Source organism: Pseudarthrobacter sp. C4D7 (assembly GCF_013359725.1).
Taxonomy (GTDB): domain Bacteria; phylum Actinomycetota; class Actinomycetes; order Actinomycetales; family Micrococcaceae; genus Arthrobacter.
Window position 1 is genome coordinate 1 of sequence record NZ_JABFMW010000046.1, and the last position, 23767, is coordinate 23767.

General features: G+C 66.5%; 20 protein-coding genes, 1 tRNA gene and 1 pseudogene. 14 read left to right on the forward strand and 8 right to left on the reverse strand.

All coding sequences use genetic code 11. The features are described from left to right. Window positions 1–37: 37 nt before the first annotated feature. The 5 genes from HNO81_RS19440 to HNO81_RS19460 all read right to left on the reverse strand — a co-directional run bounded on the left by HNO81_RS19440 (window position 38) and on the right by HNO81_RS19460 (window position 4524). On the reverse strand, window positions 38–634 hold the full coding sequence (locus tag HNO81_RS19440) for a hypothetical protein (RefSeq protein ID WP_254703595.1): 597 nt from the start codon (window positions 632–634) through the stop codon (window positions 38–40). A 234-nt stretch (window positions 635–868) separates the two neighbouring features. After that, window positions 869–1627 carry a maleylpyruvate isomerase family mycothiol-dependent enzyme gene (locus HNO81_RS19445; protein ID WP_175319733.1) on the reverse strand — a complete coding sequence of 253 codons (759 nt, stop codon included), beginning with the start codon at window positions 1625–1627 and terminating at the stop codon, window positions 869–871. Continuing rightward, window positions 1627–2478: a fumarylacetoacetate hydrolase family protein gene (locus HNO81_RS19450; protein ID WP_175319734.1), complete on the reverse strand. Its 852-nt coding sequence runs from the start codon at window positions 2476–2478 to the stop codon at window positions 1627–1629. The genes HNO81_RS19445 and HNO81_RS19450 overlap by 1 nt, the downstream gene beginning before the upstream one ends. Beyond that, a complete protein-coding gene (locus HNO81_RS19455; protein ID WP_175319735.1) occupies window positions 2478–3608 on the reverse strand; it encodes a cupin domain-containing protein in 1131 nt (376 codons plus the stop codon). Before HNO81_RS19455 ends, HNO81_RS19450 begins: the two co-directional genes overlap by 1 nt. 109 nt (window positions 3609–3717) lie before the next feature. After that, complete coding sequence (locus tag HNO81_RS19460) at window positions 3718–4524, reverse strand: IclR family transcriptional regulator (protein ID WP_175319736.1); 807 nt, start codon at window positions 4522–4524, stop codon at window positions 3718–3720. Window positions 4525–4572: 48 nt separating this feature from the next. On the opposite strand from HNO81_RS19460, the pseudogene HNO81_RS19465 reads away from it, so the two are divergent. Together HNO81_RS19465 and HNO81_RS19470 are read left to right on the forward strand one after the other, a co-directional pair. Further along, window positions 4573–5864 (forward strand): annotated as a pseudogene (locus tag HNO81_RS19465) (MFS transporter). Beyond that, window positions 5857–7104 (forward strand): FAD-dependent oxidoreductase, encoded by a 1248-nt coding sequence (locus tag HNO81_RS19470; protein WP_175319737.1) that lies wholly within the window; start codon window positions 5857–5859, stop codon window positions 7102–7104. Before HNO81_RS19465 ends, HNO81_RS19470 begins: the two are co-directional and overlap by 8 nt. A 100-nt stretch (window positions 7105–7204) precedes the next feature. On the opposite strand, the gene HNO81_RS19475 is transcribed toward HNO81_RS19470, so the two are convergent. Continuing rightward, window positions 7205–8257, reverse strand: coding sequence for a LacI family DNA-binding transcriptional regulator (locus HNO81_RS19475; RefSeq protein ID WP_175319751.1), 1053 nt, complete (start codon window positions 8255–8257; stop codon window positions 7205–7207). Between the two features lie 216 nt (window positions 8258–8473). Here HNO81_RS19475 and HNO81_RS19480 point away from each other — a divergent pair, with 216 nt between their 5' ends. From HNO81_RS19480 to HNO81_RS19525, 10 genes are read left to right on the forward strand one after another with little or no spacing between them, the layout of a single operon-like run. Then, the gene (locus HNO81_RS19480) at window positions 8474–9835 is read left to right on the forward strand and encodes an ABC transporter substrate-binding protein (RefSeq protein ID WP_175319738.1); all 1362 of its coding nucleotides are present in this window, start codon (window positions 8474–8476) and stop codon (window positions 9833–9835) included. 6 nt (window positions 9836–9841) lie between these two features. Next, window positions 9842–10852, forward strand: coding sequence for a carbohydrate ABC transporter permease (locus HNO81_RS19485; protein WP_175319739.1), 1011 nt, complete (start codon window positions 9842–9844; stop codon window positions 10850–10852). Next, window positions 10849–11772 carry a carbohydrate ABC transporter permease gene (locus HNO81_RS19490; RefSeq protein ID WP_175319740.1) on the forward strand — a complete coding sequence of 308 codons (924 nt, stop codon included), beginning with the start codon at window positions 10849–10851 and terminating at the stop codon, window positions 11770–11772. The genes HNO81_RS19485 and HNO81_RS19490 overlap by 4 nt, the downstream gene beginning before the upstream one ends. Before the next feature lie 2 nt (window positions 11773–11774). Further along, window positions 11775–12623: a sugar phosphate isomerase/epimerase gene (locus HNO81_RS19495; RefSeq protein ID WP_175319741.1), complete on the forward strand. Its 849-nt coding sequence runs from the start codon at window positions 11775–11777 to the stop codon at window positions 12621–12623. Further along, window positions 12620–13783 carry a Gfo/Idh/MocA family protein gene (locus HNO81_RS19500; protein ID WP_175319742.1) on the forward strand — a complete coding sequence of 388 codons (1164 nt, stop codon included), beginning with the start codon at window positions 12620–12622 and terminating at the stop codon, window positions 13781–13783. The genes HNO81_RS19495 and HNO81_RS19500 overlap by 4 nt, the downstream gene beginning before the upstream one ends. A 4-nt stretch (window positions 13784–13787) precedes the next feature. Then, complete coding sequence (locus tag HNO81_RS19505) at window positions 13788–14693, forward strand: sugar phosphate isomerase/epimerase (RefSeq protein ID WP_175319743.1); 906 nt, start codon at window positions 13788–13790, stop codon at window positions 14691–14693. Window positions 14694–14695: 2 nt separating this feature from the next. Then, window positions 14696–16099, forward strand: coding sequence for a glucuronate isomerase (uxaC, locus tag HNO81_RS19510; RefSeq protein ID WP_175319744.1), 1404 nt, complete (start codon window positions 14696–14698; stop codon window positions 16097–16099). Then, window positions 16096–17538 carry a mannitol dehydrogenase family protein gene (locus tag HNO81_RS19515; RefSeq protein WP_175319745.1) on the forward strand — a complete coding sequence of 481 codons (1443 nt, stop codon included), beginning with the start codon at window positions 16096–16098 and terminating at the stop codon, window positions 17536–17538. Before uxaC ends, HNO81_RS19515 begins: the two co-directional genes overlap by 4 nt. Window positions 17539–17574: 36 nt before the next feature. After that, window positions 17575–18804, forward strand: a complete 1230-nt coding sequence (gene manD, locus HNO81_RS19520) for a D-mannonate dehydratase ManD (protein ID WP_175319746.1) — start codon at window positions 17575–17577, stop codon at window positions 18802–18804. A gap of 28 nt (window positions 18805–18832) precedes the next feature. After that, window positions 18833–21112 carry a gluconokinase, GntK/IdnK-type gene (locus HNO81_RS19525; protein ID WP_175319747.1) on the forward strand — a complete coding sequence of 760 codons (2280 nt, stop codon included), beginning with the start codon at window positions 18833–18835 and terminating at the stop codon, window positions 21110–21112. A 54-nt stretch (window positions 21113–21166) separates the two neighbouring features. On the opposite strand, the gene HNO81_RS19530 is transcribed toward HNO81_RS19525, so the two are convergent. Further along, the gene (locus HNO81_RS19530) at window positions 21167–21568 is read right to left on the reverse strand and encodes an STAS/SEC14 domain-containing protein (RefSeq protein WP_175319748.1); all 402 of its coding nucleotides are present in this window, start codon (window positions 21566–21568) and stop codon (window positions 21167–21169) included. 152 nt (window positions 21569–21720) lie between these two features. Between HNO81_RS19530 and HNO81_RS19535 the strand changes: the two genes are divergently transcribed. Together HNO81_RS19535 and HNO81_RS19540 are read left to right on the forward strand one after the other, a co-directional pair. After that, window positions 21721–22257 (forward strand): GNAT family N-acetyltransferase, encoded by a 537-nt coding sequence (locus HNO81_RS19535; protein ID WP_175319749.1) that lies wholly within the window; start codon window positions 21721–21723, stop codon window positions 22255–22257. Window positions 22258–22408: 151 nt separating this feature from the next. After that, a complete protein-coding gene (locus tag HNO81_RS19540) occupies window positions 22409–23443 on the forward strand; it encodes a zinc-dependent alcohol dehydrogenase family protein (protein WP_175319750.1) in 1035 nt (344 codons plus the stop codon). Window positions 23444–23535: 92 nt separating this feature from the next. Here HNO81_RS19540 and HNO81_RS19545 read toward each other — a convergent pair. After that, window positions 23536–23625: transfer RNA gene (locus HNO81_RS19545), tRNA-Ser, on the reverse strand. Between the last annotated feature and the right edge of the window lie 142 nt (window positions 23626–23767).

The window sequence follows — 23767 nt, forward strand, 5'->3', positions numbered from 1 at the left end:
AGCAGTCCTCCGAGCAATCAGCATCTGGCTCACAGCTTTAGGAGACACACCCTAGGTCCTTGAGCAGCAGCTCGTACTTCCGCGGGCCGCGGCGGGACAGGATGGATGCTTTGCGGAGCTCGTCGATGTCATTGGTGACCGTGGAGTACGCCAGGACTTTGTTGGCCGCGTCCTCGATCAGCACGTGGCTGGAGGTGAGCCTGGCCGTGGTCTGGGCGATGGCGAACAGGTCTTCCTCGAGCAGGGTGAGGACTTCGCTCTCGTAGCTGCGCGGCTGGATCCGGTCTTTTGCGATGGAGAGCAGGCGGTCCCAGTCGGCGGCCGGATCAACCAGCAGGAGGCCCAAGCCCGCTGCCTGCAGGAGTTCTTCCGCTTCGGCAAGGTCTTCGCGGTTCCCCTTGACGGCTACCACCGGGGGCGGGTCCTTCAGGAGCCGCCGGAGCGCCGGAAGGGCGGAGCGGCCGCGGACACCGATAAGCAGGACAAACGCGCCCGCAGCCTCCACGGACTCGTCGTCCGCGTCGACGATAAGGAACCGTTCAATGGCCGGCGCCGAGGGCGCTGGGCGGAGGATGAGGCTGGCGAAGCCAAGGGGGAGATCCGAGAGGATGTCATCCACCGTAACCGCGGCCATGGGTATTCCTTTTGCGTCGATCCCGCCGGACAACTCTGTCCGGTCGCCTCATGCTATCCAGCGGCGACCATCCTGTTTATGGGCCCGGTCCCAAACGCGGGTGCGTATTTTTGGTGTGCAGCCCGAGGCGATCGCCGGCAGGCGGGGACAGGGCAAGTAGATGACGGCACGCCAAAGGCGGGCCAGCGGATACTGACCCGCCTTTGGCGCGGAGTGGTGGACGTGTCGCGGGCGCTAGATCCAGGCCGGTGCCGGGGGCGCGGGGGTGACCGGTCCGCCGTCGCGCTCTGCCGTGGTGCCGTCGGTGCCGCGGCCGGTGGCCCACTGCGCAATGGCTGCCAGGGAACCGGACACCACGGTGGGGGAGTCGGCTGCTGTGTCACCGAAGACCAGCGCGGAGGGTTGGCCGGTGACCTTGACCACGAGGTCCTTGTCCGTGCCGCGGGCATGCCAGGCGCCGGTGATGTCCATCAGGAGACGTTCCACGACGGGGGCGGGGATGTCCTTGAACGTGGCTCCGTTGGCCAGGTCAACGGCGTGCACCCACACTTCCCGGGTGCGCATCCAGACGGTTTCTTCGGCGGGAACCACACGGCCCTGGACGGTTTTGACCTTGTGGTGCCAGTTGTCGGCGGGGAGGTCGCGCCATTCGACGTTCAGGTGCACGGCGGAGTGGTCGAACAGGTTCCGCAGCGCGATGGGACTGAGCGTGGCGCCGAAGTCGATCTCGTGGTGGCGGATCTCCACCGAGGGGTACATGGGGGTTTCCACACCGGTGGCTGCCCATTCGACCAGCCGTGCCACGGCCCGCGCGTTGTAGCCCACGTGGGCCACAACGTGCCGGCGGGTCCAGCCCGGCAGCAGCGAGTCCCCGTCCAGTTCCGCGTCCGTGAGCTCGTTGAGCTTGCGGGCGAAGAACGCGGTACCGCGCCGGGCCTGCAGGAGCCCGTCGAGCAGGACGGGATCGGTGGTCTGGTCGTGCCGGGCAACCATCAGGCTTCCTTGACCACGCGGTTGGTCAGCTGGCCCAGGCCCTCAATGGTGGTCACCAGGACCTGGCCCTCCTGCAGGTAGCGCTTGGGGTCCTGCGCGTGGCCCACGCCGCCGGGGGTGCCGGTGGCGATCACGTCGCCCGGGTTCAGGGTGATGATGGTGGAAATGTAGGAGACCAGGAACTCCGGGGTGAACACCAGGTCCGAGGTGGGGGTGGACTGCTGGACCTCGCCGTCCACGGCGGAGGTCATCAGCGGGCCGGCGGTGAACTCGTCCTTGGTGACCAGGGCCGGGCCGAACGGGGTGGACTTCTCCCAGGTCTTGCCCTGCAGCCACTGGATGGTCCGGAACTGGTAGTCGCGCATGGAGATGTCGTTGAGCACGGCGTACCCGGCGATGTGGTCTGCGGCTTCGGCTTCGGGGATGCGGCGGCCTGCCTTGCCGATGACGACGGCGAGCTCGGCTTCCCAGTCCACGGTGTCCGATTCCTGCGGCAGGGCCAGGTCGTCGTTGGGGCCGATCAGGGATTCGGCGTACTTGGCGAACAGGGTGGGGTGCGCGGGGACTTCGCGGCCCATTTCCTTGATGTGGTTGCGGTAGTTGTGGCCCACGCAGATGATCTTGCCGGGGAAGGGCACGACGGCGGCGAGGTCGGCGCCGTCCAGGGCGTGGGTCGCGCCGTTGGCCGCCTTCGCCGTGGCCTCCCAGGCGTAGTCCTTCAGCAGGGCCCCGACATCGGCGAAGCCCGGGATCTCGGTGAGGGTGTCGCCGTCCTGGCGGACCGCCGTCGTGCGCGCTTCGGTGCCGGTGGCGGTGTCCCCTGAGGTCAGGCGGAGGGTGAGGAGTTTCATTACTTGGTGCGTCCTTCGATGTAGGTGCGGTTGAAGTTCAGGCGCTCAAAGATGGGAGCGTCGCTGAACCGGAACAGGTCAAACTCGGATTCAGCCTGCAGGGACCACGCGGCCCAGGACGGGACCACGAACAGGTCGCCCTTGGCCAAGGCCTTGGTTTTGCCGTTCAGGGTTACGGTGCCGGTGCCCTCGAAGACCTGCCAGACGCTCGAGCCAACCTCGCGGACGGTCTCGGTCCAGGCTCCGGCGCGCAGGCGGTGGAACTCGGCGCGGATGGTGGGCATGACATCCCCGCCGGTGGTGGGGTTGGTGTAGCGGACGGCGGCGTGGCCCTGGGACACCGTGGCGGGGTGGCCCTCGTCTTCCAGGAGCAGCTGCTCGCGCAGCGCGGCATCGGTGTACTTCCACCGGTACGCGGCGATGGGGGAGTTGGTGGTCTGGTCCAGGCCGGAGAGCGGGCGCAGGCCGGGGTGGGCCCAAAGCCGCTCGGAGCGGGAAATGTCCGGGGTGGCCTCGTCCGTGACGCGCTCGGTGCCGAACTCGAAGAACCCGGCATCGGCGTAGTGGACGAACGGGATGTCCAGGCCATCGATCCAGGCCATGGGTTCATCGGTGTCGTTGTGGTGGCCGTGGAAGTTCCAGCCCGGCGTGAGCAGGAAATCGCCGCGGGACATCCGGACGGGATCACCGTTCACCACGGTCCATACGCCCTCGCCCTCGACGACGAAGCGGAAGGCGTTCTGGGAGTGGCGGTGCTCGGGGGCGGTTTCGCGGCCGCCCAGGTACTGGATGGCAGCCCAGAGGGTGGGGGTGGCGTAGGGGGTCCCGGCCAGGCCGGGATTGGCCAGCGCGATCGCCCGGCGTTCCCCGCCGCGGCCCACCGGGACCAGGTCCCCGGCGCGGGCAGCCAGCGGGTACAGGTCATCCCACCGCCACACGTGCGGAACCGCCTTGGGGGACGGAACCATGGGCATCAGGTCCGCGATCTCCGTCCACAACGGAATCAGGTTTTCCTTGTCGAGATCCCTGTACAGCTGCTCCAGCTGGGCGGCCTCCTCCGGGGTGGGCTCGGGAACGTGGTGTTCCTGGGCCACGGATTCGTGCGTTCGGTTTTCAGCGCTGATGGACACTGGCCTTCTCCTTGCGTGCGGACTGAGTGCGACGTGGATTCGACCTTAAGGAAGATGCAGCTGTGACCTCCAGCATATTCTGTCTGCCAGAATTTATCTGAAGACGGCGTTAGGGGTGCTGCGCCCCGTCCACCGGGTTGGCGGCGATGTCCAGTTCAAGCTGGCGGCGGGTTTCCATCATCACGCCCACCAGCCCGGCGTCGAACAGCGGCCGGAACCTGGCCACCGGGGTGGCCACGCTCAACGCGCCCACCACCATGCCCCTGCCGTTGTGCAGCGCCATCCCAAAGGCGCTGATGCCCTCCTCGGTCCCCTCGAAGTTGGCGGCGAATCCGTTGGCCCGCACGGACTCAAGCTCGCGCAGGAAGGCCGGGTACTCGGCGTCGGAAATGTAGTCGCCGGCCAGCTCCGCGTTGGGGCTGCGGAACAGCTGTTCCAGCGCTGCCGGTTCCAGCTCGGCCAGGATGGCTTTGCCGCCGGACGCCTTGTGCGCCGGCAGCAGCGTGCCCTGCCGGTCGCCCACCCGCAGGATGTTCGAGCTTTCCACCGTGTCCAGGAACCGGACCTTGGTGCCAACCCGGATCATCAGGTTGACGGTCTCGTTGGTGCGGGCGCACAGGACCTCCATATGGGGTCGGGAGATGTCCCGCAGCTGCCGGGTCCAGCTGAATCCGGCGGGACCTGCGCCCATGGCCGGGCCCGGCACGTACCGGCGCGTCTCGTCCTGGACGGCGAAGCCGCGGTACACCAGCATCGCCAGGAGCCGGTGGGCGGTGGACGGGGCCACGCCCAGTTCCGCCGCGGCGTCCTTGAGCCGCAGGCTGCCCACGTCCCGCAGCAGCTGCAGCAGCTGCAGGGCGTTATCCACCGCCTCGATGGAGTACGTGGGCTTACGCAGTGCCGGAAGATTCTGCATAACAGAATCTTATGTGCGGGACGGCGTGGCTGCCAGCACAGTGGTGGGATGAATCACACAACTTCCGCTGCAGCGCCGCAGCGCATGGCCGCCCCCGCCCTGGGCGCAGGCCTTTCCGGGTTTCCCCGGCGTTCCGTGCTCGCCGTCCTGGTGTGCTGGCTGCTGGTCGTTTTCGACGGCTATGACCTGATCGTCTATGGCACCGTCCAGGGCTCACTCATCAACGACACCGGCTGGGGCCTGACCAAGGCCACCGCCGGCACCATCGCTCGATGGCCTTCATCGGCATGATGATCGGGGCGGTCTTCGCCGGCCGCATGTCCGATACCTGGGGCCGCCGGCGCACCATCATCGGCTGCGCCGTCGTCTTCTCCGTCTTCACCATCCTCTGCGCCTTCGCACCCAACGCCCCGGTCTTCGGCGGCCTGCGGCTCCTGGCAGGCATTGGCCTGGGCGGCCTGGTTCCCTCGGCCAACGCCCTGGTGGCAGAGCTGGTCCCCGAAAAGTGGCGGTCCGCCATTGCCACCCTGATGATGTCCGGCGTCCCCATCGGCGGATCCATCGCCGCCCTCGTCGGCATTCCGCTGATCCCGGCCTTCGGCTGGCCCGTCATGTTCCTGGTGGCCGTGGTCGCCCTGGTGGTGGTCATTCCGCTGGGCATCCGCTACCTGCCGGAGACGCTGGCGCCGGACAACGGCGACGCGGCCCAGGGCCAGGCAGCCAAGGAAGCCGTCGGCTTCGGGTCCCTGCTCCGCGCGCCCTACCTCGGCACCAGCCTGCTGTTCGCCATCGGCACCCTGGTGACCCTCTTTGCCTGGTACGGGCTGGGCACCTGGCTGCCCAACCTCATGCAGTTGGCCGGCTACAACCTGGGGTCCGCCCTGACGTTCGCCCTGGCCCTCAACCTTGGTGCGGTGGCCGGTTCGGTACTCACCGCCTGGGCCGGCACCCGGTTTGGCCCCATTCCCACCGCCATCGCGGCAGCGGCCGTGGCCGCCGCGGGATTGCTGGTCCTGGTCACCGGGCCGCCCGTCGCCGTCGTCTACCTCATGCTGGTGCTTGCCGGCGTGGGCACGCATGGCACCCAGTGCCTCATCATCGCCGCCGTGGCAAGCCACTACCCGGCGCACCTGCGCGGCACCGCCCTTGGCTGGGCGCTCGGCGTGGGCCGGATCGGGGCCGTGGCAGCGCCCCAGGCCGGCGGGCTCCTGCTCGCAGCAGGCCTGGGCGTCAACTCGAACTTCCTGGCATTTGCCGGAGCAGCCGCAGCAGCAGTCCTGCTCGCAGCCGTCGGTACCAAAATCAAGAAATCAACAGCAGTAGGAGTTTCCAATGTCTAACCTCAAAGGGTCCACCGACGTCCTGGTCGTGGGCGGCGGCATGGCCGGACTTGCCGGAGCGCTGGCGCTCCGCGAGAACGGCGCCGATGTCACCTTGGTAGAAGTGGCACCCACCTTCGGCGAAGTCGGCGCCGGCCTGCAGATGGCCCCCAACGCCTCCCGCGTCCTCAAGCGTTGGGGCCTGCTGGAGAAGGCGCTGGAAATCGGCGTCCAGCCCAAGCACCTGGTATTCCGCGATGCCATCACGGGCGAGGAACTCACCCGCCAGAGCCTGGGTGGCGAGTTCGAGGAACGCTACGGCGCCCCCTATGTGGTGATCCACCGCAGCGACCTGCACCGGATCCTGCTCGAAGCCTGCCAGGAAGCCGGCGTCACCCTGGTGAACGACGTGCTGGTGCAGAAGGTGGAGACAGACGGCGACCGGGCCCGCGCCTACACCGCCAAGGGCGAGGTGTTCGAGGCTGACGCCATCCTGGCAGCGGACGGGCTGAAGTCCACCCTCCGCGCCACCGTCGCCAACGACGGACCCGTCAACTCCGCCTACGTGGCGTACCGCGGCACCGTGCCCATCACCGAGGAAACCCCTGCCGCGGACCTGGAGGACGTCATCGTCTACCTGGGCCCGAACTGCCACCTGGTCCAGTACCCGCTCCGCAAGGGCCAGCTGCTCAACACCGTGGCAGTGTTCAAGTCCCCGTCGTTCGATCGCGGCGAAGAGCAGTACGGCGGCGTGGACGAACTCCAGGCAGCCTACAAGGACTGCGTCCCCGCCGTGCAGGAAGCCCTGAAGAACCTGGCCACCGGCATCCGCTGGCCCATGTACGACCGCAACCCGATCGAGACCTGGGTCTCCGGCCGGATGGCACTGATCGGCGACGCCGCCCACCCGATGCTGCAGTACCTGGCCCAGGGTGCCTGCCAGGCGCTGGAGGATGCTGCGGTGCTGCAGGACGCCGCCAGCAACCGCGTCTTCACGGCCGAAGGCATCGACGCCGGTGCGTGGGAGGATGCTTTCCGCGAGTTCAACGAAACCCGGGCGGCGCGCACCGCCCGCGTCCAGCGCACCGCCCGTATCTGGGGCGAGTCCTGGCACGTGGACGGCGTGGCACGGGTCCTGCGGAACATGCTGTTCAAGAGCCGCGGCGACAACAACTTCCAATACAACGACTGGCTGTACGGCCGCGACGTGCCCGGCGCCCCAGCTGAGGTTCCGGCCGGCGCCAAGCTGGTGGAAGCCTAAGCACCGCGATCCAAGGCGGGCGTACGACGGCGGGTGGCTCCCGGCGTCGTACGCCCGCTTTTTGTTTGGGGCTGGGGCGGGGACAAGTTTCCTGCGTCCCCTAGCGGGGCGCCGGTCCAGTGGACTCGCGGATGGTCAGGTGCGTGGGCATCACCGCCAACTGGCGGGTGGCGCTGCCCGACAGCGGGTTGAGCTGGGCCAGCAGCATGGACACCGCCACCCTTCCGGCCTGCTCAATGGGGCTGGAGATGGTGGTCAGGGGCGGGTTGCAGAAATCCGCGCCGAAGATGTCATCCGACCCGACGATGCTCATGTCCTCCGGGACCCGGATGCCGCGTGCCTTGAGCCGCTGGAGCATGCCAATGGCCAGCAGGTCATTGAAGACGATGCAGGCTGTTGCCCCCGTCCTGACCGCTGCGTCAGCGGCAGCAGCCCCCGACGTCGTCTTAGGGGTGTAGGGGCCGATCCGGTGGACCTCCATGCCGCGCTTGGTGGCGTCCTCTTCAAATACCTTCCACCGCATCTGGTTGGACCACGATGTCGGTGGCCCGGCCACGTAGCAGACCTTGTGGTGGCCCAGCGATGCCAAGTGCTCCAGGGCCTGGATGATTGCCGACGGCGTATCGATCATCACCGTGGGCGCGCTGGTGGAGGCGCGGTTGAACGTCACCAGCGGTTGCGACTGGGAGACCTCTGCCAGCTGGGCATCGGTGAGGCGTGAGGCGGCCAGGATGAAGCCGTCAGCCGATTTGCGCATCTTGTGCAGCGCATCCAGTTCCATCTCGCTGGACTCTTCGGTGTCCACCAGAAGCTGGGTGACGCCGGCTGCCTTGAGCTGATGCTGGGTGCCGCGGATGATGTCGAAGTAGAACGGATTGGTGATATCGGGCACCAGCACGGCAACGGCGTTGGTCCGTCCCGAGCTCAGCCCGCGGGCCTGGGAACTGGGAACGTAATTGAGTTCTGCCGCCGCTTCCTCGATCCGGATCCGCGTCCGAGGGTTCACCCGGTCCGGGCGGGCGAGCGCCCGGGACACGGTGGATGTGGCCACTCCTGCCAGCTCAGCGACGTCGCGGATGGTGGGCGGGCGGTCCCGGTGGGCCGCCGTTCCGGACGTCCCCCTGGTGGTGCCCTGTGTCCCTGTTTCGGCCATGGCGGTGGACCCTTCCTTGCTGGCTGGACCAACTCCCACGGCATCTCTCCGCCGGCGTGCCCGTGACTTCAATGCAACAATCTGAGCACTTATGGCAACTTTTGGCAACCGCTTGCCATTTGTGTTGCCACCTTCCTAGACTGACTTTCGAGTCGCCTGCAGTGATCTCCGCCACAGACGGACGTGGCCATGCGGGTGTCCTAGAGGAGAAAAACAATGAGGTTTAAATCGACTACTGGGCTCGCGGCAATTGTCACGGCTGCAGCACTCGCCCTGACCGGTTGTGGATCCGGAGGCTCCGGCGGCAGCGGCGGTTCCACCAATGCGGATGGAAAGGTGGACGGCGCGGGCAAGACCCTGAACGTCCTCACCGGCGTCCTGAGCCAATATCCCGAACAGCAGAAACAGTGGCAGAGCGACATCGCAGCCAAGTTCAAGGCTGAGACCGGAGCCGACGTCAAGTTCGAAACCTTCGCCTCCGCCAATGACGAGCTCACTCGGATCCAGACGTCTGTCGTCTCGGGACAGGGCCCGGATGTGTACGGACTCGGCACCACCTTCACCCCCACGGCCTACGCCACCAAGGCCTTTGTGACCCTCTCCGACGACGACTGGAAGGCAGTGGGCGGCAAGGACCGCTTCAACCAGGCCGCCCTGGGGATCTCCGGGCCGGACAAGGACCACCTGGCGGGCATTCCCTTCGTCAGCCGCCCGTTCGTCATGGCCTACAACAAGGACCTGCTGGCCGCTGCCGGGATCGATAAGCCCGCCACCAGCTGGGACGAACTGGCAGCCCAGGCCAAGAAGATGACCTCCGGCGACACCTACGGCATCGCCACCGGCTACAAGGACAACTACGACCCCTGGAAGTTCATCTGGGCCATGGCCGTCCAGGCCGGCAACCCGCTGGTTGACGGCAACAAGCTGAAGATGGACGACCCCACCGTCAAGAAGGCCTACGAAACCTACTTCGGCTGGCTCACCAAGGACAAGGTTGTTGACCCTGCCTCCGTGGGCTGGAGCAACAGCAACGCTGTGGCTGCGTTCGCCAGCGGCAAGGCCGGCTACCTGATGATGACCACCTCCAGCTCCATCCCCACGCTCGACAAGTCGGCCGTTGCCGGCAAGTACGAGTACACGCTGATGCCCACCACGGCGCCCGGAGAAACGCAGTCCAAGTCCGACGGCGACGCCGCCAGCATCCTCTCCGGCGACAACCTGGTGGTGGCCGACTACTCCAAGCAGAAGGACCTGGCCTTCGCCTACATCAAGCTAATCACCTCCAAGGACGAGCAGCTGAACTACCAGAAGATCTTCGGCGACCTGCCGGCCAATGCTGAAGCCCTGGCCAGCCTGACGGACCCCAAGCTGAAGCCGCTGGCCGATGCCGCCGCCAAGTCCAAGGCCACGCCGTTCACCGGTGCCGGGGGCGACATCCAGCTGGGACTCCTGAACGTCACCGTCCAGTCCGTCCCCGACCTGGCCGCCGGCAAGGTGGACGATTCGGCACTGGACCAGAGGATTAAGGACGCCCAGACCAAGGGCCAGGCTTCCCTGGACCGGGCCTCCAAAGGATAATCCCTGATGTCAACCGACGCCTCCCATGAAGTCCGGCCTGCGGTGGATACCGCCGCAGGCCGGGCGCCCCGCCACAGCGTTGACGCCGGGCAGGAACCTGGCCACAAGGGCGGGCTGCGCCGCAAGGGCCTCAGTGAACGGAACCGCCCGCTCTGGATGCTGATCCCGGGCGGAGCCCTGATGATCATCATCATCGTGGTCCCGCTCCTGCTGGGCATCTACATGTCCGTCCTGAACCTCGACCAGTACACCCTGCGGAAGTGGATCAGCTCGCCGTTCATCGGAGTGGAAAACTTCGTTGAAGCGATGACGGCCTCGCCGCTGCTGCACGCCGTTTGGCTCAGCGTCAGCTACTCGCTGCTGGCCATGGTGGTGACGCTGCCGCTCGGCATCGCCGCGGCGGTGGCCACCCAGAACGCCTTCAAGGGCCGGGCAGTGGTCCGCTCCATCTTCCTCATCCCGTACGTGCTGCCATCCTTCGTGGTGGCCACCGTGTGGCGGACCATGCTCCAGCCCGGCGGCATCGTTGATGAAGCCCTCGCCACGGTGGGGATCCATGTAGGGCTGTGGCTCAACGGGCCGCAGACCTTCTGGACCCTGGTCCTGGTCCAGATCTGGGCTTCCTGGCCCTTCATCTACCTGCTGGCGCTGTCCGGCCTGCAGTCCGTTGACCATGAGGTGCATGAAGCCTCGGCCCTCGACGGTGCGCTGTGGTGGAACAAACTCCGGTACGTCGTATTCCCCTACCTGAAGGGGCCCCTGGCCCTGGCATTCCTGATCGGGATGCTGCACCACATCAACAACTTCACCCTCCCGTTCGTGCTGTTCGGCGTTCCGGCTCCGACCGACGTCGAGGTCCTTCCCATCCTGACCTACGTCACGAGCTTCCAAAGCTTCCGCTTTGGCCTGAGCGCCGCGATGGCGTTCATCTCCCTGGTCCTGATCGCCATCCCGTTGTTCGTCTACCTCCGTGCCGTCAAACTTGACGACGCCGAAACACCAAGAGGCAAGAAATGAGCACCACCACAGCCACGCGCCGCAGTCCGGGCACCGTCGCCGTCGAACGTCCAGGTTCGCACCGCCAGCACGAGGTCCTGCGGCTCCTGCCCACGCCTTTGCTGATCTTCGTCCTGGTCTTCCTGGGCGCCCTGGTCCTGATCCCGGTGCTGTACATCTTCCTGGCCTCAGTGAACTCGGACATCGGTGTGGCCAACGGCGAATTCTGGCCATCCTCGGTCACATTCGAGAACTACTCGAAGATCTGGACCAGCGTGGGCCTGGCCACCGGCCTCACCAACAGCGTCCTGGTGGCCGGAGCAACCGCTGTGGTCTCCGCCGCGCTGTCCGTGTCCACCGCGTTCGTCCTGGTCCGCTACACCTTCCGCGGCCGGCTGACCATCCTTCGCGGCCTGCTGGCCCTGCAGTCGGTGCCCGGAACACTCATGGTGCTGCCGGTCTTCGTCCTGTTCTCCTCGGCTGCCACCTACCTGGGCATCCAGGTCATCGGGACCCAGTGGGGGCTGTTCGTCACCTACCTGACGTTCGCCATGCCGTTCTCCACCTGGGTGATGGTGACCTACCTCCGCGGGCTTCCCAAGGAACTCGAGGAGGCGGCCCGGATCGACGGCGCCTCCAACCTGGGGGTCCTCTTCCGGATCATCCTTCCGCTGAGCTGGCCCGGCATCGTCGTCTCCGGCATCTTCGCCTTCCTGCTCGGTTGGAACGACGTGCTCTTTGCCTCGGTGATGACGCGCCCCGAAAGCCAGACCGCCGCCGTCGCACTCCAAATCTTTGGTGCCTCCCAGGAAGGCGGCGCCATCCCGTACTACGGCCAGATGATGGCGGCGGCACTGGTGTGCGCCGCACCGGTGGTCATTCTCTACCTGATTTTCCAGCGTTACCTAGTAGGCGGGCTGACCGCCGGAGGAGTTAAATAACCATGGTTTCGACCACGCAGGTCACTTGGCAGCTGTCAGGCTTTGGCGATGAAATCGACGACGACCCCGCAGTCCAGGTGGCTGTGCTCCAGGCCCTCGGCGCCAACCACATCGAAGTCCGCAGCGCGTGGGGCACCAACATTGTGGAGCTCACCGAAGAGCAGCTGCAGGCACTCGCCGCACTGCTCGCCGAAAAGGACATGAAGGTTTCAGCCATTGCTTCCCCCATCGGCAAGGTGGATGTCAGCCTGCCCGTGGAGCACGAGGTGGAGCGGCTCCGCCGGGCAGTGAACGCCGCCAGGGTCCTTGGCGCCAGGTACATCCGCATCTTTTCCTTCTACTACGGCGAATCCGTGCCGGTGGACAGCATCCGCGACGCCGTCATGGAACGCATGCGGGCGCTCGCCGACGTTGCCGAGGAAGGCGGCGTGATTCTCCTGCACGAGAACGAGAAGGACATTTTCGGGGACGTGCCGGACCGTGTGCTGGACATCATCGAGACCGTGGACTCGCCGGCCCTGAAGGTCGCCTGGGACGCCGCGAACTTTGTCCAGGTGGGCGTCAAACCCTTCGACGAGGGCTACGCCAAGCTGCGGCCGCACCTTGAGTACCTGCAGGTCAAGGACGCCCTCTTCGCCAATGGCCATGTTGTTCCGGCCGGTGAAGGGGACGGCGACGTGCTCCGCACTGTCGAAGCACTCAAGGCCGACGGCTACGAAGGCTTCGCCTCCCTGGAACCCCACCTGGCGGGTGCACACGGCCTGGGTGGCTTCTCCGGGCCTACCGCCTTCGGAATCGCAGCACGCGCCTTCGCAAAAGTCACCGCAGAAGCAGGAGTCCAGACCGCATGAGCACCTTGAACGTAGCCATCACCGGATGCGGCGTCATTGGGCGCACCCACGCCGTAGCCCTCCAGTCCTTCCCGGAAGCCCGGATTGTTGCTCTCGTCGACGCCATTCCGGCGGCATCCGAAGCGCTCGCCGACTTTATCGAGAAGCAGGGCGGCCAGCGGCCGCAGCAGTTCACCACCCTGGCGGAAGCCTTCGCGGCGGAGGACATTGACCTTGTTGCCCTGGCGACGCCCAGCGGGCTCCACATCCAGCAGGGCCTGGAAGTCCTGGCCGCCGGCAAGCACGTCGTCATTGAAAAGCCCCTGGACGTTGACCTTTCGCGGGCCCAGGAAATCGAAGCCGCGGCGAAGGAAGCCGCCGGCAAGGGAATTGTTGCCTCCGTCATCAGCCAGCACCGGTTCGACCAGTCCAGCGTGGCTGTTGCCGAGGCCATTGCGAAAGGCCGCTTCGGCCGACTGACCTCCGCCATCGCTTCCGTGGCCTGGTGGCGCAGCCAGGGGTACTACGATTCCGGGGATTGGCGCGGCACCTGGGCCATGGACGGTGGCGGCTCCCTGATGAACCAGGGCGTCCACACCGTGGACCTGCTGCTGTGGTTCATGGGACGTCCTGTGGAAATCCATGCCCACACCGCACGGTTGGCCCACGAACGCATTGAGGTGGAAGACACCGCCGTTGCCACGGTCACTTTCGAAAACGGGGGACTGGCAGTACTCCATGCCACCACTGCCGCCTACCCCGGGCTGACCGTCCGCGTCCAGCTGATGGGATCCGAAGGATCAGCCGTGGTGGACAACGACCGGCTGCAGTACTTCCACAGCAAGGACGCAGGCGGAGAGTCGGCGGACATGGGCCTGCAGGGCGGCGGTAACCAGGCGGAAGAGGAACTGGCCAAGTACCCGGAGGAGGACTACAAGGCCGCGGACCCCACCACCTACCCTGCCGGACACGTCCGCCAGTACCGGGACATCCTGGCCGCCATCGCCGCCGGAGGGCAGCCGGGCGTCACGGTAAGCGACGCCGTCAATGCGCTCGCAGCGGTGCGGGCCGTGTACGTCTCGGCCACCCTTGGCCAGCCCGTCCTTTTCGACGATGTGCTGGCGGGCAAGTACAACGATCTCGAAGTCCGCACCGGCAACAACGCGGCAGAAAGCGCCTGAGGCTATGAAGTTTTCAGTATTTACGGCATCAACTCCGGAATGGACGCCGGAAGAGGCCGTCCAGCATCTCGCGGACCAGGGCTGGGACGGCGTCGAATGGCGCATCACTGACCAGGCGGACGCGGCGGATCCCGGCTTCTGGGCCGGCAACAGGGCCACGGTTCCGCTCACGGGTATGGAGGAGCACCTGGACCGCATCGCGGCCATCACCAGCGGCGCGGGACTGGAGTTCTCCGGCATCGGTGGGTACGCACGGTGCGACAACCACGAAGACGTTGACCGGATGCTCGCAGCCACCGCCCGGCTGGGCGCAGGAAAGGTCAGGGTGACAACCCTCCCGCTGGGAACTGCGGCGTGGGGAAACGAGCCGGCAAGCGGTACGCCCTACCCGGAGCTCTTCAGCCGCGCCCGGCGTGATTTCGAATGGATCGCCGAACGCGCTGCCCACCACGGCGTGAAGGCCCTCGTGGAACTGCACCACCGCACCATTACAGCGTCGGCGTCCTCTGCGCTGAGGCTGCTGGACAGACTGGATCCGCGGCACGTGGGCGTCATCCACGACCTTGGGAACCTGCTGATCGAAGGGCAGGAAGACTACCTGCCCGCCTTCGAGCTCCTGGGTGACTACCTGGCCCACGTCCACGTGAAGAACGCGGCCTGGGTGAACACCGGCGAAACCGACGAGTCCGGCGCGGCCGTGTTCCGCAACGAGTGGGCTCCGCTCCGTTCCGGCCAAGGCAGCGTCCTTGAGTATTTCCGGGCGCTTGCGGCCTACGGTTACGACGGCTGGGTCACCGTGGAGGACTTCTCCACGGACCTTCCTCTGGCCGAGCGGACGGCGGACAACCTCGACTACCTCCGCTCCACGGCCGCCCTGGCCGGGCTCTCCGTCCCGGCAGGGAGGCGCTGAGCATGGGCCACTCCATGGCGGACCATCCGGACCGGCTGCTGCCCGCCGATCCCGGAGTCCGGGACATTGCCCGGTCGCTCTTCACAAAAGTGGAAGGGCTGCCGATCATTTCGCCGCACGGGCACGTGGATGCGGCCGTTATCGAGCAGAACACGCCCTTCCCCGACCCCGCGGCGCTGCTGGTCACGCCGGACCACTACGTCACCAGGCTGATCCACGCCGGCGGAGTGCCCCTGGACCAGCTGGGCCTGGGCAGCCGGCCTGTCGATTCCCGCCAGGTATGGCGCCATTTCTGCGAGGCGTGGCCCCAGTTCGAGGGAACGGCGTCCGGATACTGGATCCGGCAGGAATTCGCCCACGTCTTTGGCCTCCCGGAAGAACCCTCGGCGGAGAATGCGGACCGGCTCTACGACGCGCTGCAGGCCAAACTCAGCGAGCCTGGTTTCCGGCCGCGGGAGCTGTTCAAGGAGTTCAACATCGAGGTGCTCGCCACCACCGATGACCCCCTGGACTCGCTGGACAGCCACGCCGCCCTGCAGGCAGACCCCTCGTTCGCCGCCAGGGTGCTGCCCACCTTCCGGCCGGACCAGTACCTGAACATGGCGCATCCGTCGTGGCAGGACAACGTGGAACGGCTCATCGGCTCCGCCGGGGACGGCGCCTCCGGCTACGCGGGCTACATCAAGGCCCTCGAGTCACGCCGGCGCCACTTCGTGGAACGCGGTGCCGTGTCCGCGGATCACGGCGTGTTCACGCCCGCAACGCTGAAGCTGGACGACGCCGAGGCGAAGCGGCTTTTCGAGCGCGGCAGGTCAGGGCAGGCCAGTGCGGCTGACAGGAGTGCCTTCGAAGCCCACATGATCTACCAGATGGCCCGGATGTCCGTGGAGGACGGACTGGTCATGACCATCCACCCGGGTTCGTTCCGTAACCACCACACGCCCACGTTCGAGGCCTTTGGCGCGGATACCGGCCATGACATCCCGGTGGCGGTCAATTACACCGAGGCAGTCCGGCCGCTGTTGCAGGACTTTGGCACGGCGAAGGATTTCCACCTGGTCCTGTTCACGCTTGACGAGACGGTGTTCTCCCGGGAGCTGGCACCGCTCGCGGGCTTTTATCCGTCCGTCTACCTGGGTGCGCCGTGGTGGTTCCTGGATGCACCGGACGCCATGCTCCGGTTCCGCTCCGCCGTCACGGAGACGGCAGGCTTCTCCCGGTCCTCCGGCTTCATCGACGACACCCGTGCCTTCTGCTCCATCCCCGCCCGGCACGACACCGCCCGCCGGATCGAGGCGTCTTTCCTGGCCCGGATGGTGGCTGAGCACCGGATCACCGAGGAACGTGCCCACGAACTGATCGTGGAAATCATCGACGCCTCACCACGGAGGGTCTTCAAACTATGAACGCTGTGCAATCCGGCACGGACCCGTTGCCCGTCCTGGACCGCAACCTGAAGGCAGTTCCCAAGGCGCCGGTGCGGATCGTGCACCTGGGCCTTGGTGCCTTCCACCGCTCCCACCAGGCCTGGTACACGCAGCACGCGCCTGATGCAGCGGAGTGGGGAATCGCCGCATTCACCGGGCGCCGTCCCGATGCCGCGGACGCACTGACAGCCCAGGGCTGCCTCTACACCCTGGTGGAACGGTCGGCCGGCGGTGACAGCTTCGAGGTCATCGGCAGCATCGTGGAGGCGGTGGACGGTGCCGACACCGGCCGGCTGTGCGGGCTTGTTGCGGCCAGGGAAACGGCCGTGGTCACCCTGACCATCACGGAGGCAGCCTACGGGCTGGCCGCGGATGGAACCTTCGACGCCGGCGCGCCAGGTGTGGCGGATGACCTCCGCGCGTTGTCCGCAGCGGCGTCCGGCGGACCCCGTGCGGAAGGCGAAGCGGTGCCGCAGACGCCGTTAGGCCGCCTGGTCCTGGCCCTCGCGGCGCGCATGGACAGCGGCGCCGGGCCACTCGCCGTCGTCAGTTGCGACAACCTCTCCGCCAATGGCGAGGTTGCCCGCCGCGCCGTCATGGGCCGCGCGGCCGGATGGGGCCCCAGACTGGAGGAGTGGATCGCGGCGAACGTCTCGTTCGTCAGCACCTCCGTGGACAGGATCACGCCGCGGACCACGGCGGAGGACATCGCGGAAGTTGCAGAACAGTGCGGCTACTCGGACAGCTCGCCGGTGGTGGCCGAACCGTTCCGGAACTGGGTGCTCAGCGGTGGGTTTCCCGCCGGCAGGCCGCGCTGGGAGGACGCCGGCGCCGTCTTGGTGGACGACATTGAGCCCTACGAAAACCGCAAACTGTGGCTCCTCAACGGCTCCCATTCCATCCTGGCCTACGCCGGACAACTCCGTGGGCACGCCACCGTGGCCGACGCCCTTGCCGACCCCGCGTGCCGGACGGCCGTGGAGGACTTTTGGGACGAGGCCGCCCGCCACCTGAAAGGGGAAGGGCTGGACATCCCTGCGTACCGGCAGGCCCTGCTTGACCGCTTCGGCAACGCGCGCATCGCCCACCGGCTGGCCCAGATCGCCTCCGATGCCACCACCAAACTGAGGATGCGCGCAGTACCCGTGATGACGGCCGAACGTGCCGCCGGACGCAGCGGCAGCGGTGCTGCCCTGATGCTTGCCGCGTGGATCGACTACGCCGGCGGGGGAAGCGACATCCAGGATCCGCTGGCTGCGGACATCCATGCGGCGAACGCGCTCGAGGGAACCGGACGGGTGCAGGCACTGCTCCGCCTGGTCAGCGCGGACATCGCCGACGACCCCGGGGTTGTTGCCCTGGTGTCCGGCCTGTGCGGCTCCGTTGCCGCCAGGACCGCCACCCCCACACCCCTGTAGACCCTGCTTTTATTTCCGGAAGGAACAGTAAGTCCCATGAAAATCGTTGCCGCCGATGTGTTTGTCACCAGCCCGTCCCGGAACTTCGTCACCCTGCGGATCACCACCGAGGACGGTGTGACCGGGATTGGTGATGCCACGTTGAATGGCCGTGAGCTGGCCGTTGCCGCGTATCTGAAGGAGCACGTGGCGCAGCTGCTGATCGGGAAGGATCCGCACCGGATCGAGGACACCTGGCAGTTCCTGTACCGGTCCTCGTACTGGCGGCGCGGCCCCGTCACCATGGCAGCCATCGCCGCGGTGGACATGGCCCTGTGGGACATTAAGGGAAAAATCGCCGGGATGCCGGTATACCAGCTGCTGGGCGGGGCGTCCCGGAACGGGCTCCGCGCCTACGGGCACGCCTCCGGATCGGACATCGAGTCGCTGTTCGATTCCGTGCGCGAACACCTGGAGCTTGGCTACAAGTCGATCCGCATCCAGACCGCCATCCCCGGAATCAAGGCCGTCTACGGTGTCGCGGCCCAGGCCCAGGCGTCGGGGGAGCGGTACGACTATGAGCCGGCCGGCCGCGGCGCGTTCCCGCAGGAAGAGGACTGGGACACCCGCGCCTACCTGCGGCACCTGCCCACCGTCTTCGAAGCCGTGCGGAACGAGTTCGGCCCGGAAATCCCGCTGCTGCACGACGGGCACCACCGCATGACGCCCATCCAGGCCGCGAAGCTTGGCAAGGCGCTGGAACCCTATGACCTGTTCTGGCTCGAGGACTGCACCCCTGCGGAGAACCAGGAAGGCCTGCGCCTGGTCCGCCAGCACACCACCACGCCGCTGGCGATCGGTGAAATCTTCAACACGGTGTGGGACTACCAGACCCTGATCAAGGAACAGCTCATCGACTATGTCCGGGCCGCGTCCACCCACTTCGGCGGAATATCGCCGCTGAAAAAGGTCATGGACTTCGCCGCGCAGTACCAGATCAAGTCCGGCTTCCACGGGCCCACGGACATTTCCCCGGTGGGCTTCGCGGCGCAGCTGCACGTGGGCCTGGCGATCCACAACTACGGGATCCAGGAATACATGCAGCACTCGGACAAGACCAACGAGGTCTTCGAGCAGTCCATGACGTTCGTGGACGGCTACCTGCACCCGGGCGACAAGCCCGGTATCGGCGTCGAATTCAACGAGGAAGCGGCCGCGGCCTACCCGTACCAGCAGGCCTACCTGCCCTACAACCGCCTCGTTGACGGCACCGTGCATGACTGGTGAGGCGGGCACGACTGGTGAGGCAGACAGAATGACGAAGCACCGCATCATCGTCATGGGAGTCTCCGGATGCGGAAAGACCACCATCGGGGACCTCGTGGCCCGCGAACTGGGCGTCCCCTTCCTGGACGGCGACTCGCTCCACCCCGTGGAAAATGTGGCCAAGATGGCAGCCGGTACCCCGCTGACGGATGAGGACCGCTGGCCCTGGCTCGCAACCGTGGGATCCGAACTGGCCCGGGCCGGGGACGGCGGAGTGGTCCTGGCCTGCTCCGCCCTGCGCCGCAGCTACCGTGACGCGATCCGTGCGCAGGCGCCGGACACCGTCTTCCTGCACCTGCATGGAACGAAGGAGGTCCTGAAGGCCCGCACCGAAGGACGGTCCGGGCACTTCATGCCGCCCGCCCTGCTGGACTCCCAGCTCGCCACGCTGGAGCCTCTGGAAGCGGACGAAGCCGGGTTCGTCGTCGACATCGCCGCACCCGTCGCCGAGGTGGTCGCCTCGGCACTCAAGGGGATCGGCGCCGTCGTACCTTCCGCCACGGGTGACGCCGGCTCCCACGCCCGGCAGTTCGACGTCGACCTGGCGGCCGCCCCGTTCAACCTGGACGCCGGCGCCATCGCCTGGGTGGAGGGCACCTTGGGTGCCATGACGCTCGAGGAAAAGATCGGGCAGCTGTTCATCAACCACAACAACGACTACTCGCCCGGGTATCTGGACGGTGTCCTGGAGAAGTACCACGTGGGCGGAATGCGGTACCGCCCGGGGCCGTCCGCTGCGGTACAGGAGCATATCCGGTATGCGCAATCGAAAAGCCGCATTCCCCTGCTGATCGCGTCCAACCCTGAAATGGGCGGCGCGGGCAGCTGCGACGACGGCACGTTCGTGTCCACGCATCTCCAGGCCGGATCGCACCCGGACAAGGCCATTGCCCGGCAGATGGGGCAGGTGGCCGGGGTGGAGACCTCGGCGTTGGGCTGCAACTGGGCCTTCGCGCCGATCGTGGACATCCACTACAACTGGCGGAACACCGTCATTTCCACGCGCTCTTTCGGGAACACCCCCGAAATCGTGGTGGAGCGCGCCAAGGAATACTTCGACGGCATCAGCGAATCGCCCACCGCCTGCGCCATCAAGCACTTCCCGGGCGACGGCGTGGATGAACGGGACCAGCACGTGGTGACGTCCTACAACACGCTCTCCTACGAGGAGTGGAACCGGACCTACGGGCACGTGTACCGGGAGATGATCGCGCACGGCGTGCAGTCCATCATGGTGGGACATATCGGGGCGCCGGAAGTTTCCCGGCACTTCCACCCTGGCCTGTCCGATGCGGAGGTCTTGCCGGCCACGCTCTCGCCCGAACTGCTGCAGGACCTGCTGCGCGGGGAACTCGGTTTCAACGGCCTGGTGCTCACGGACGCCTCGCAGATGGTGGGCCTCACGCAGGCAATGAAACGCAGGGACCTGGTCCCCGCCGCCATCGCCGCCGGCTGCGACATGTTCCTGTTCTTTAGGAACCCGGCCGAGGACTTCCAGTACATGCTGGACGGGTACAAGTCAGGGGTCATCACCGAGCAGCGGCTGCACGATGCGCTGCGGCGCATTCTCGGGCTGAAGGCGTCCCTGGGCCTGCACCTGAAGGCCGCGGACCAACTGGTGCCGCCCGCTGCGGCGCTTGCCGTCATTGGCTCTGCCGCACACCGATCGGTGGCCGCAGAGATCGCGGACAAGACGGTAACCCTGGTCAGGGACACTGCCGGAAACCTGCCCATCACCCCGCAGACCCATCCCCGGATCCGCCTGTACGGCATCTCCGGCGGCGCTGACTTCACCCGCGCCGATCCACTGGGCTACCTGGACGTGGTCAAGGAGGAACTCGAGGCGGCCGGGTTCGAGGTGCACCTGTTCCGGACCGCGGCGCAGCGTGAGGCCGCCGGTGAGGCCGGGGTGAACTTCATGTCAGTCATCTCCGAAGAGGCCACCGGGGACTACGCCGATAGGTATGACGCCGCCTTTGTGTTCGCCAATGTCAAAGGGTTCGCACAGGAGGCCGCCATCCGGATCAAGTGGTCGTCCCCGATGGCGGCGGAAATCCCGTGGTACGTCACCGAGGTGCCCACGGTGTTCGTGTCCCTCAACCAGCCGAACCACCTGATCGACGTGCCCATGGTCAAGACAGCCATCCATGCCCATGCCGGAACGCGGGAAGCCATCCGGGCTGCGGTAGAGAAGATCCAGGGCAAGTCCGGGTTCCAAGGCACGTTCAATGAGAACGTGTTTTGTGGGTCCTTCGACACCCGGCTGTAGGGCTCCCATCTGGTTGCAGGGCTCATGCCCGGCCAGTGGGAGCCCCTCCAGCTTTCACTGCCCGGGCAGGGGCGCCCCACTGGGCGTGCCGGTCCGGGTGCCCTGCCCGGGCACCCCATGTTCCTGCAGCCACTCGAGCGCATCCGGCCGGTTGGTGAAGTACGCCGTAGGAGTCAGGGACCGCTGGGAGAATGCGGCTACCACCTTGCCCATGGGGCCGTCCCCGATGAGAGCAACGGCGGAGAACCCCCGGTAGGAGTTCATGCCCGCCCTGGCTTCCGGCGTCAGGCCGGCTACTCCCGCAAGGTCAACCAGGAGCGGCAGGACGCGGCCGCCGCTCAAACGTCCCAGCATCCGGGCAGCACGCACGGCGATGTCGTGCGTAATGTGCACTCCGGGGTTCCACTGCAGGTGCAGCAGGCCCTGATCGCAGGAAGCGGTAAAGAGCTCGTCCATTCCCGTCCTGGGTTCTCTAGTGGCGGTGTGTTCCAACACTTCGTCGGTGGGCCCATTCTGCCCGATGTCTCCGACAATATGGCCCACCGGGGGCAATCCATGCTTTGTGGCTGACCGCGCCGCACAATGGCCCCGCTGTGTACTGTGAATCAGTGGACTTCACCCGTGAACTCGCTGAAGGCATCCTCCTCCGCCCTGTGCAGGCGGCGGATTCCTCCGCGCTGGCAGCGGCATTCCAGGCCAACCGGACCCACCTCGCCCCGTGGGAACCGGTCAGGGCTGAGGAGTTTTATACCGTCGAGGGGCAGCGCGAAGTGATCAGCAGGCGGCTGGCGGACCGCGATTCGGGTACAGCGCTCTCGATGGTCCTGGCCCGTGAAGATGGCGTTGTAGGGCTCCTGACGCTCAGCTCGATTGTCCGGGGTGCCTTCCAGAACGCCCACGTCGGCTACTGGGTTTCCCAATCCGTCCAGGGCCGTGGGCTCATGACGGCGGCGGTGGCCGCGGGTGTGGACATCGCACAAAGCGGTCTCGGCCTCCACCGCCTCGAAGCAGCCACGCTGGTGCACAATGTGGCGTCGCAGCGGGTCCTGGAAAAGAACGGTTTTGAGGCCTACGGCACGGCGCGGGCCTACCTCCGGATCGCCGGCCGGTGGCAGGACCACCGCCTGTACCAGCGGATTCTCTGACAGCAGCGGATCTTGGAAAGGGCCCGACGGCGGCCGGCCGGCTTCCACGGACACATGAAGGTCCGCTTTTCCAGCGCCTCCACGCCACGTGCGAGGATGTCGGCCGGAGCCGCTTATGGAATGGGGCGGAAAAACAATAAACGGAGGTCACGTGCGCGCAATTGTCTTGGACCAGATAGCCGGTCCGCTGGCTGTCCGGGAGGTTCCTGAGCCGGTGGTGCCGGCGGGCGGCGTCGTCATCGGCGTGGTCGCAACAGGGCTGTGCCGCAGTGACTGGCATGCCTGGGCGGGACACGATGACATAGCACTCCCGCATGTTCCGGGGCACGAGTTCGCCGGGATCGTGCTCAGCGTCGGTCAGGGTGTGACGAAGTGGCAGGCCGGTGACCGGGTTACCGCGCCCTTCGTCGAAGGCTGCGGCGCCTGCGAGTGGTGCCTCGGGGGTAACGCGCAGGTCTGCCCGCAACAGCAACAGCCTGGCTTTACGCACTGGGGTTCCTTCGCCGAGCAGGTAGTGATCCATGCTGCGGACACCAACCTGGTGGCGGTTCCCGACGGGGTCAGCTTCGAGGCGGCCGCCAGCCTGGGATGCAGGTTTGCCACCGCCTACCGTGCGCTGACCGGACGCGCCAACGTTGCGGCCGGTGAATGGGTCACCGTCATTGGGGCAGGCGGCGTGGGGCTCAGCACCGTCATGATCGCCAAGGCACTCGGTGCCAAGGTCATCGCCTTGGACCGAAACACGGCAGCCCTCGAGGTGGCGGCTTCCCTCGGCGCGGATCACGTGGTGACCGCGGACGGATCAGACATCCCGGGGCAGGTGCACGCGCTGACCGGAGGAAGCCATGTCTCCATCGACGCCGTCGGCAGCGAGCAGACGTGCGCCGACGCGCTCCTGAGCCTTCGACGCCGGGGCCGGCACGTCCAGATCGGGCTCCTCCCTCCGGTGGAGGGGCACCCACGCGTTCCCATGGCGCGCGTGATCGCGTGGGAACTCGACGTCTTTGGCAGCCATGGAATGGCCGCAGCTGACTATCCCGGGATGCTCGCCCTGATTAAGTCGGGCGCGCTTGAACCGCAAAAGTTGATTGAGCGCGTCATCGGGCTGGCTGACGCCGCCGAGATGCTGCCCCGGCTCGACACCGCGAACCTCGCCGGGATGACCATGATTGATCCGACGCGCTGACGCAACGGGCCCTCCGGAATGCAACGGGTCACCCCGGAATGAGGAAAGGCCCTGCTTCCCTTGTATAACAAGGGAAGCAGGGCCTTTCTACGTGGCGGTGACGGTGGGATTTGAACCCACGTTGGCTTTTACACCAAACAACATTTCGAGTGTTGCACCTTCGGCCGCTCGGACACGTCACCAACCTCAATAGGGTAACGGAGCATGGCCTGCATCCCCAAAACGGAGCACATCCGGTCAACGCTTCAGTGCATGGCCTTGATTGTCAGACCCCCTTGTCATGATGGGTTTATGGGAATGGCGGCGGTGGTGAAGGCGTTCGAA

What these genes read in the sequence shown, in the direction of transcription:
- HNO81_RS19530 (WP_175319748.1), bottom strand. Translation starts at nt 21,568, where the DNA reads ATGGACGAGCTCTTTACCGCTTCCTGCGATCAGGGCCTGCTGCACCTG.
- HNO81_RS19450 (WP_175319734.1), bottom strand. Translation starts at nt 2,478, where the DNA reads ATGAAACTCCTCACCCTCCGCCTGACCTCAGGGGACACCGCCACCGGC.
- HNO81_RS19485 (WP_175319739.1), top strand. Translation starts at nt 9,842, where the DNA reads ATGTCAACCGACGCCTCCCATGAAGTCCGGCCTGCGGTGGATACCGCC.
- HNO81_RS19495 (WP_175319741.1), top strand. Translation starts at nt 11,775, where the DNA reads ATGGTTTCGACCACGCAGGTCACTTGGCAGCTGTCAGGCTTTGGCGAT.
- HNO81_RS19505 (WP_175319743.1), top strand. Translation starts at nt 13,788, where the DNA reads ATGAAGTTTTCAGTATTTACGGCATCAACTCCGGAATGGACGCCGGAA.
- HNO81_RS19480 (WP_175319738.1), top strand. Translation starts at nt 8,474, where the DNA reads ATGAGGTTTAAATCGACTACTGGGCTCGCGGCAATTGTCACGGCTGCA.
- HNO81_RS19515 (WP_175319745.1), top strand. Translation starts at nt 16,096, where the DNA reads ATGAACGCTGTGCAATCCGGCACGGACCCGTTGCCCGTCCTGGACCGC.
- HNO81_RS19500 (WP_175319742.1), top strand. Translation starts at nt 12,620, where the DNA reads ATGAGCACCTTGAACGTAGCCATCACCGGATGCGGCGTCATTGGGCGC.
- HNO81_RS19470 (WP_175319737.1), top strand. Translation starts at nt 5,857, where the DNA reads ATGTCTAACCTCAAAGGGTCCACCGACGTCCTGGTCGTGGGCGGCGGC.
- manD (WP_175319746.1), top strand. Translation starts at nt 17,575, where the DNA reads ATGAAAATCGTTGCCGCCGATGTGTTTGTCACCAGCCCGTCCCGGAAC.
- HNO81_RS19445 (WP_175319733.1), bottom strand. Translation starts at nt 1,627, where the DNA reads ATGGTTGCCCGGCACGACCAGACCACCGATCCCGTCCTGCTCGACGGG.
- HNO81_RS19525 (WP_175319747.1), top strand. Translation starts at nt 18,833, where the DNA reads ATGACGAAGCACCGCATCATCGTCATGGGAGTCTCCGGATGCGGAAAG.
- HNO81_RS19490 (WP_175319740.1), top strand. Translation starts at nt 10,849, where the DNA reads ATGAGCACCACCACAGCCACGCGCCGCAGTCCGGGCACCGTCGCCGTC.
- HNO81_RS19460 (WP_175319736.1), bottom strand. Translation starts at nt 4,524, where the DNA reads ATGCAGAATCTTCCGGCACTGCGTAAGCCCACGTACTCCATCGAGGCG.
- HNO81_RS19440 (WP_254703595.1), bottom strand. Translation starts at nt 634, where the DNA reads ATGGCCGCGGTTACGGTGGATGACATCCTCTCGGATCTCCCCCTTGGC.
- HNO81_RS19475 (WP_175319751.1), bottom strand. Translation starts at nt 8,257, where the DNA reads ATGGCCGAAACAGGGACACAGGGCACCACCAGGGGGACGTCCGGAACG.
- uxaC (WP_175319744.1), top strand. Translation starts at nt 14,696, where the DNA reads ATGGGCCACTCCATGGCGGACCATCCGGACCGGCTGCTGCCCGCCGAT.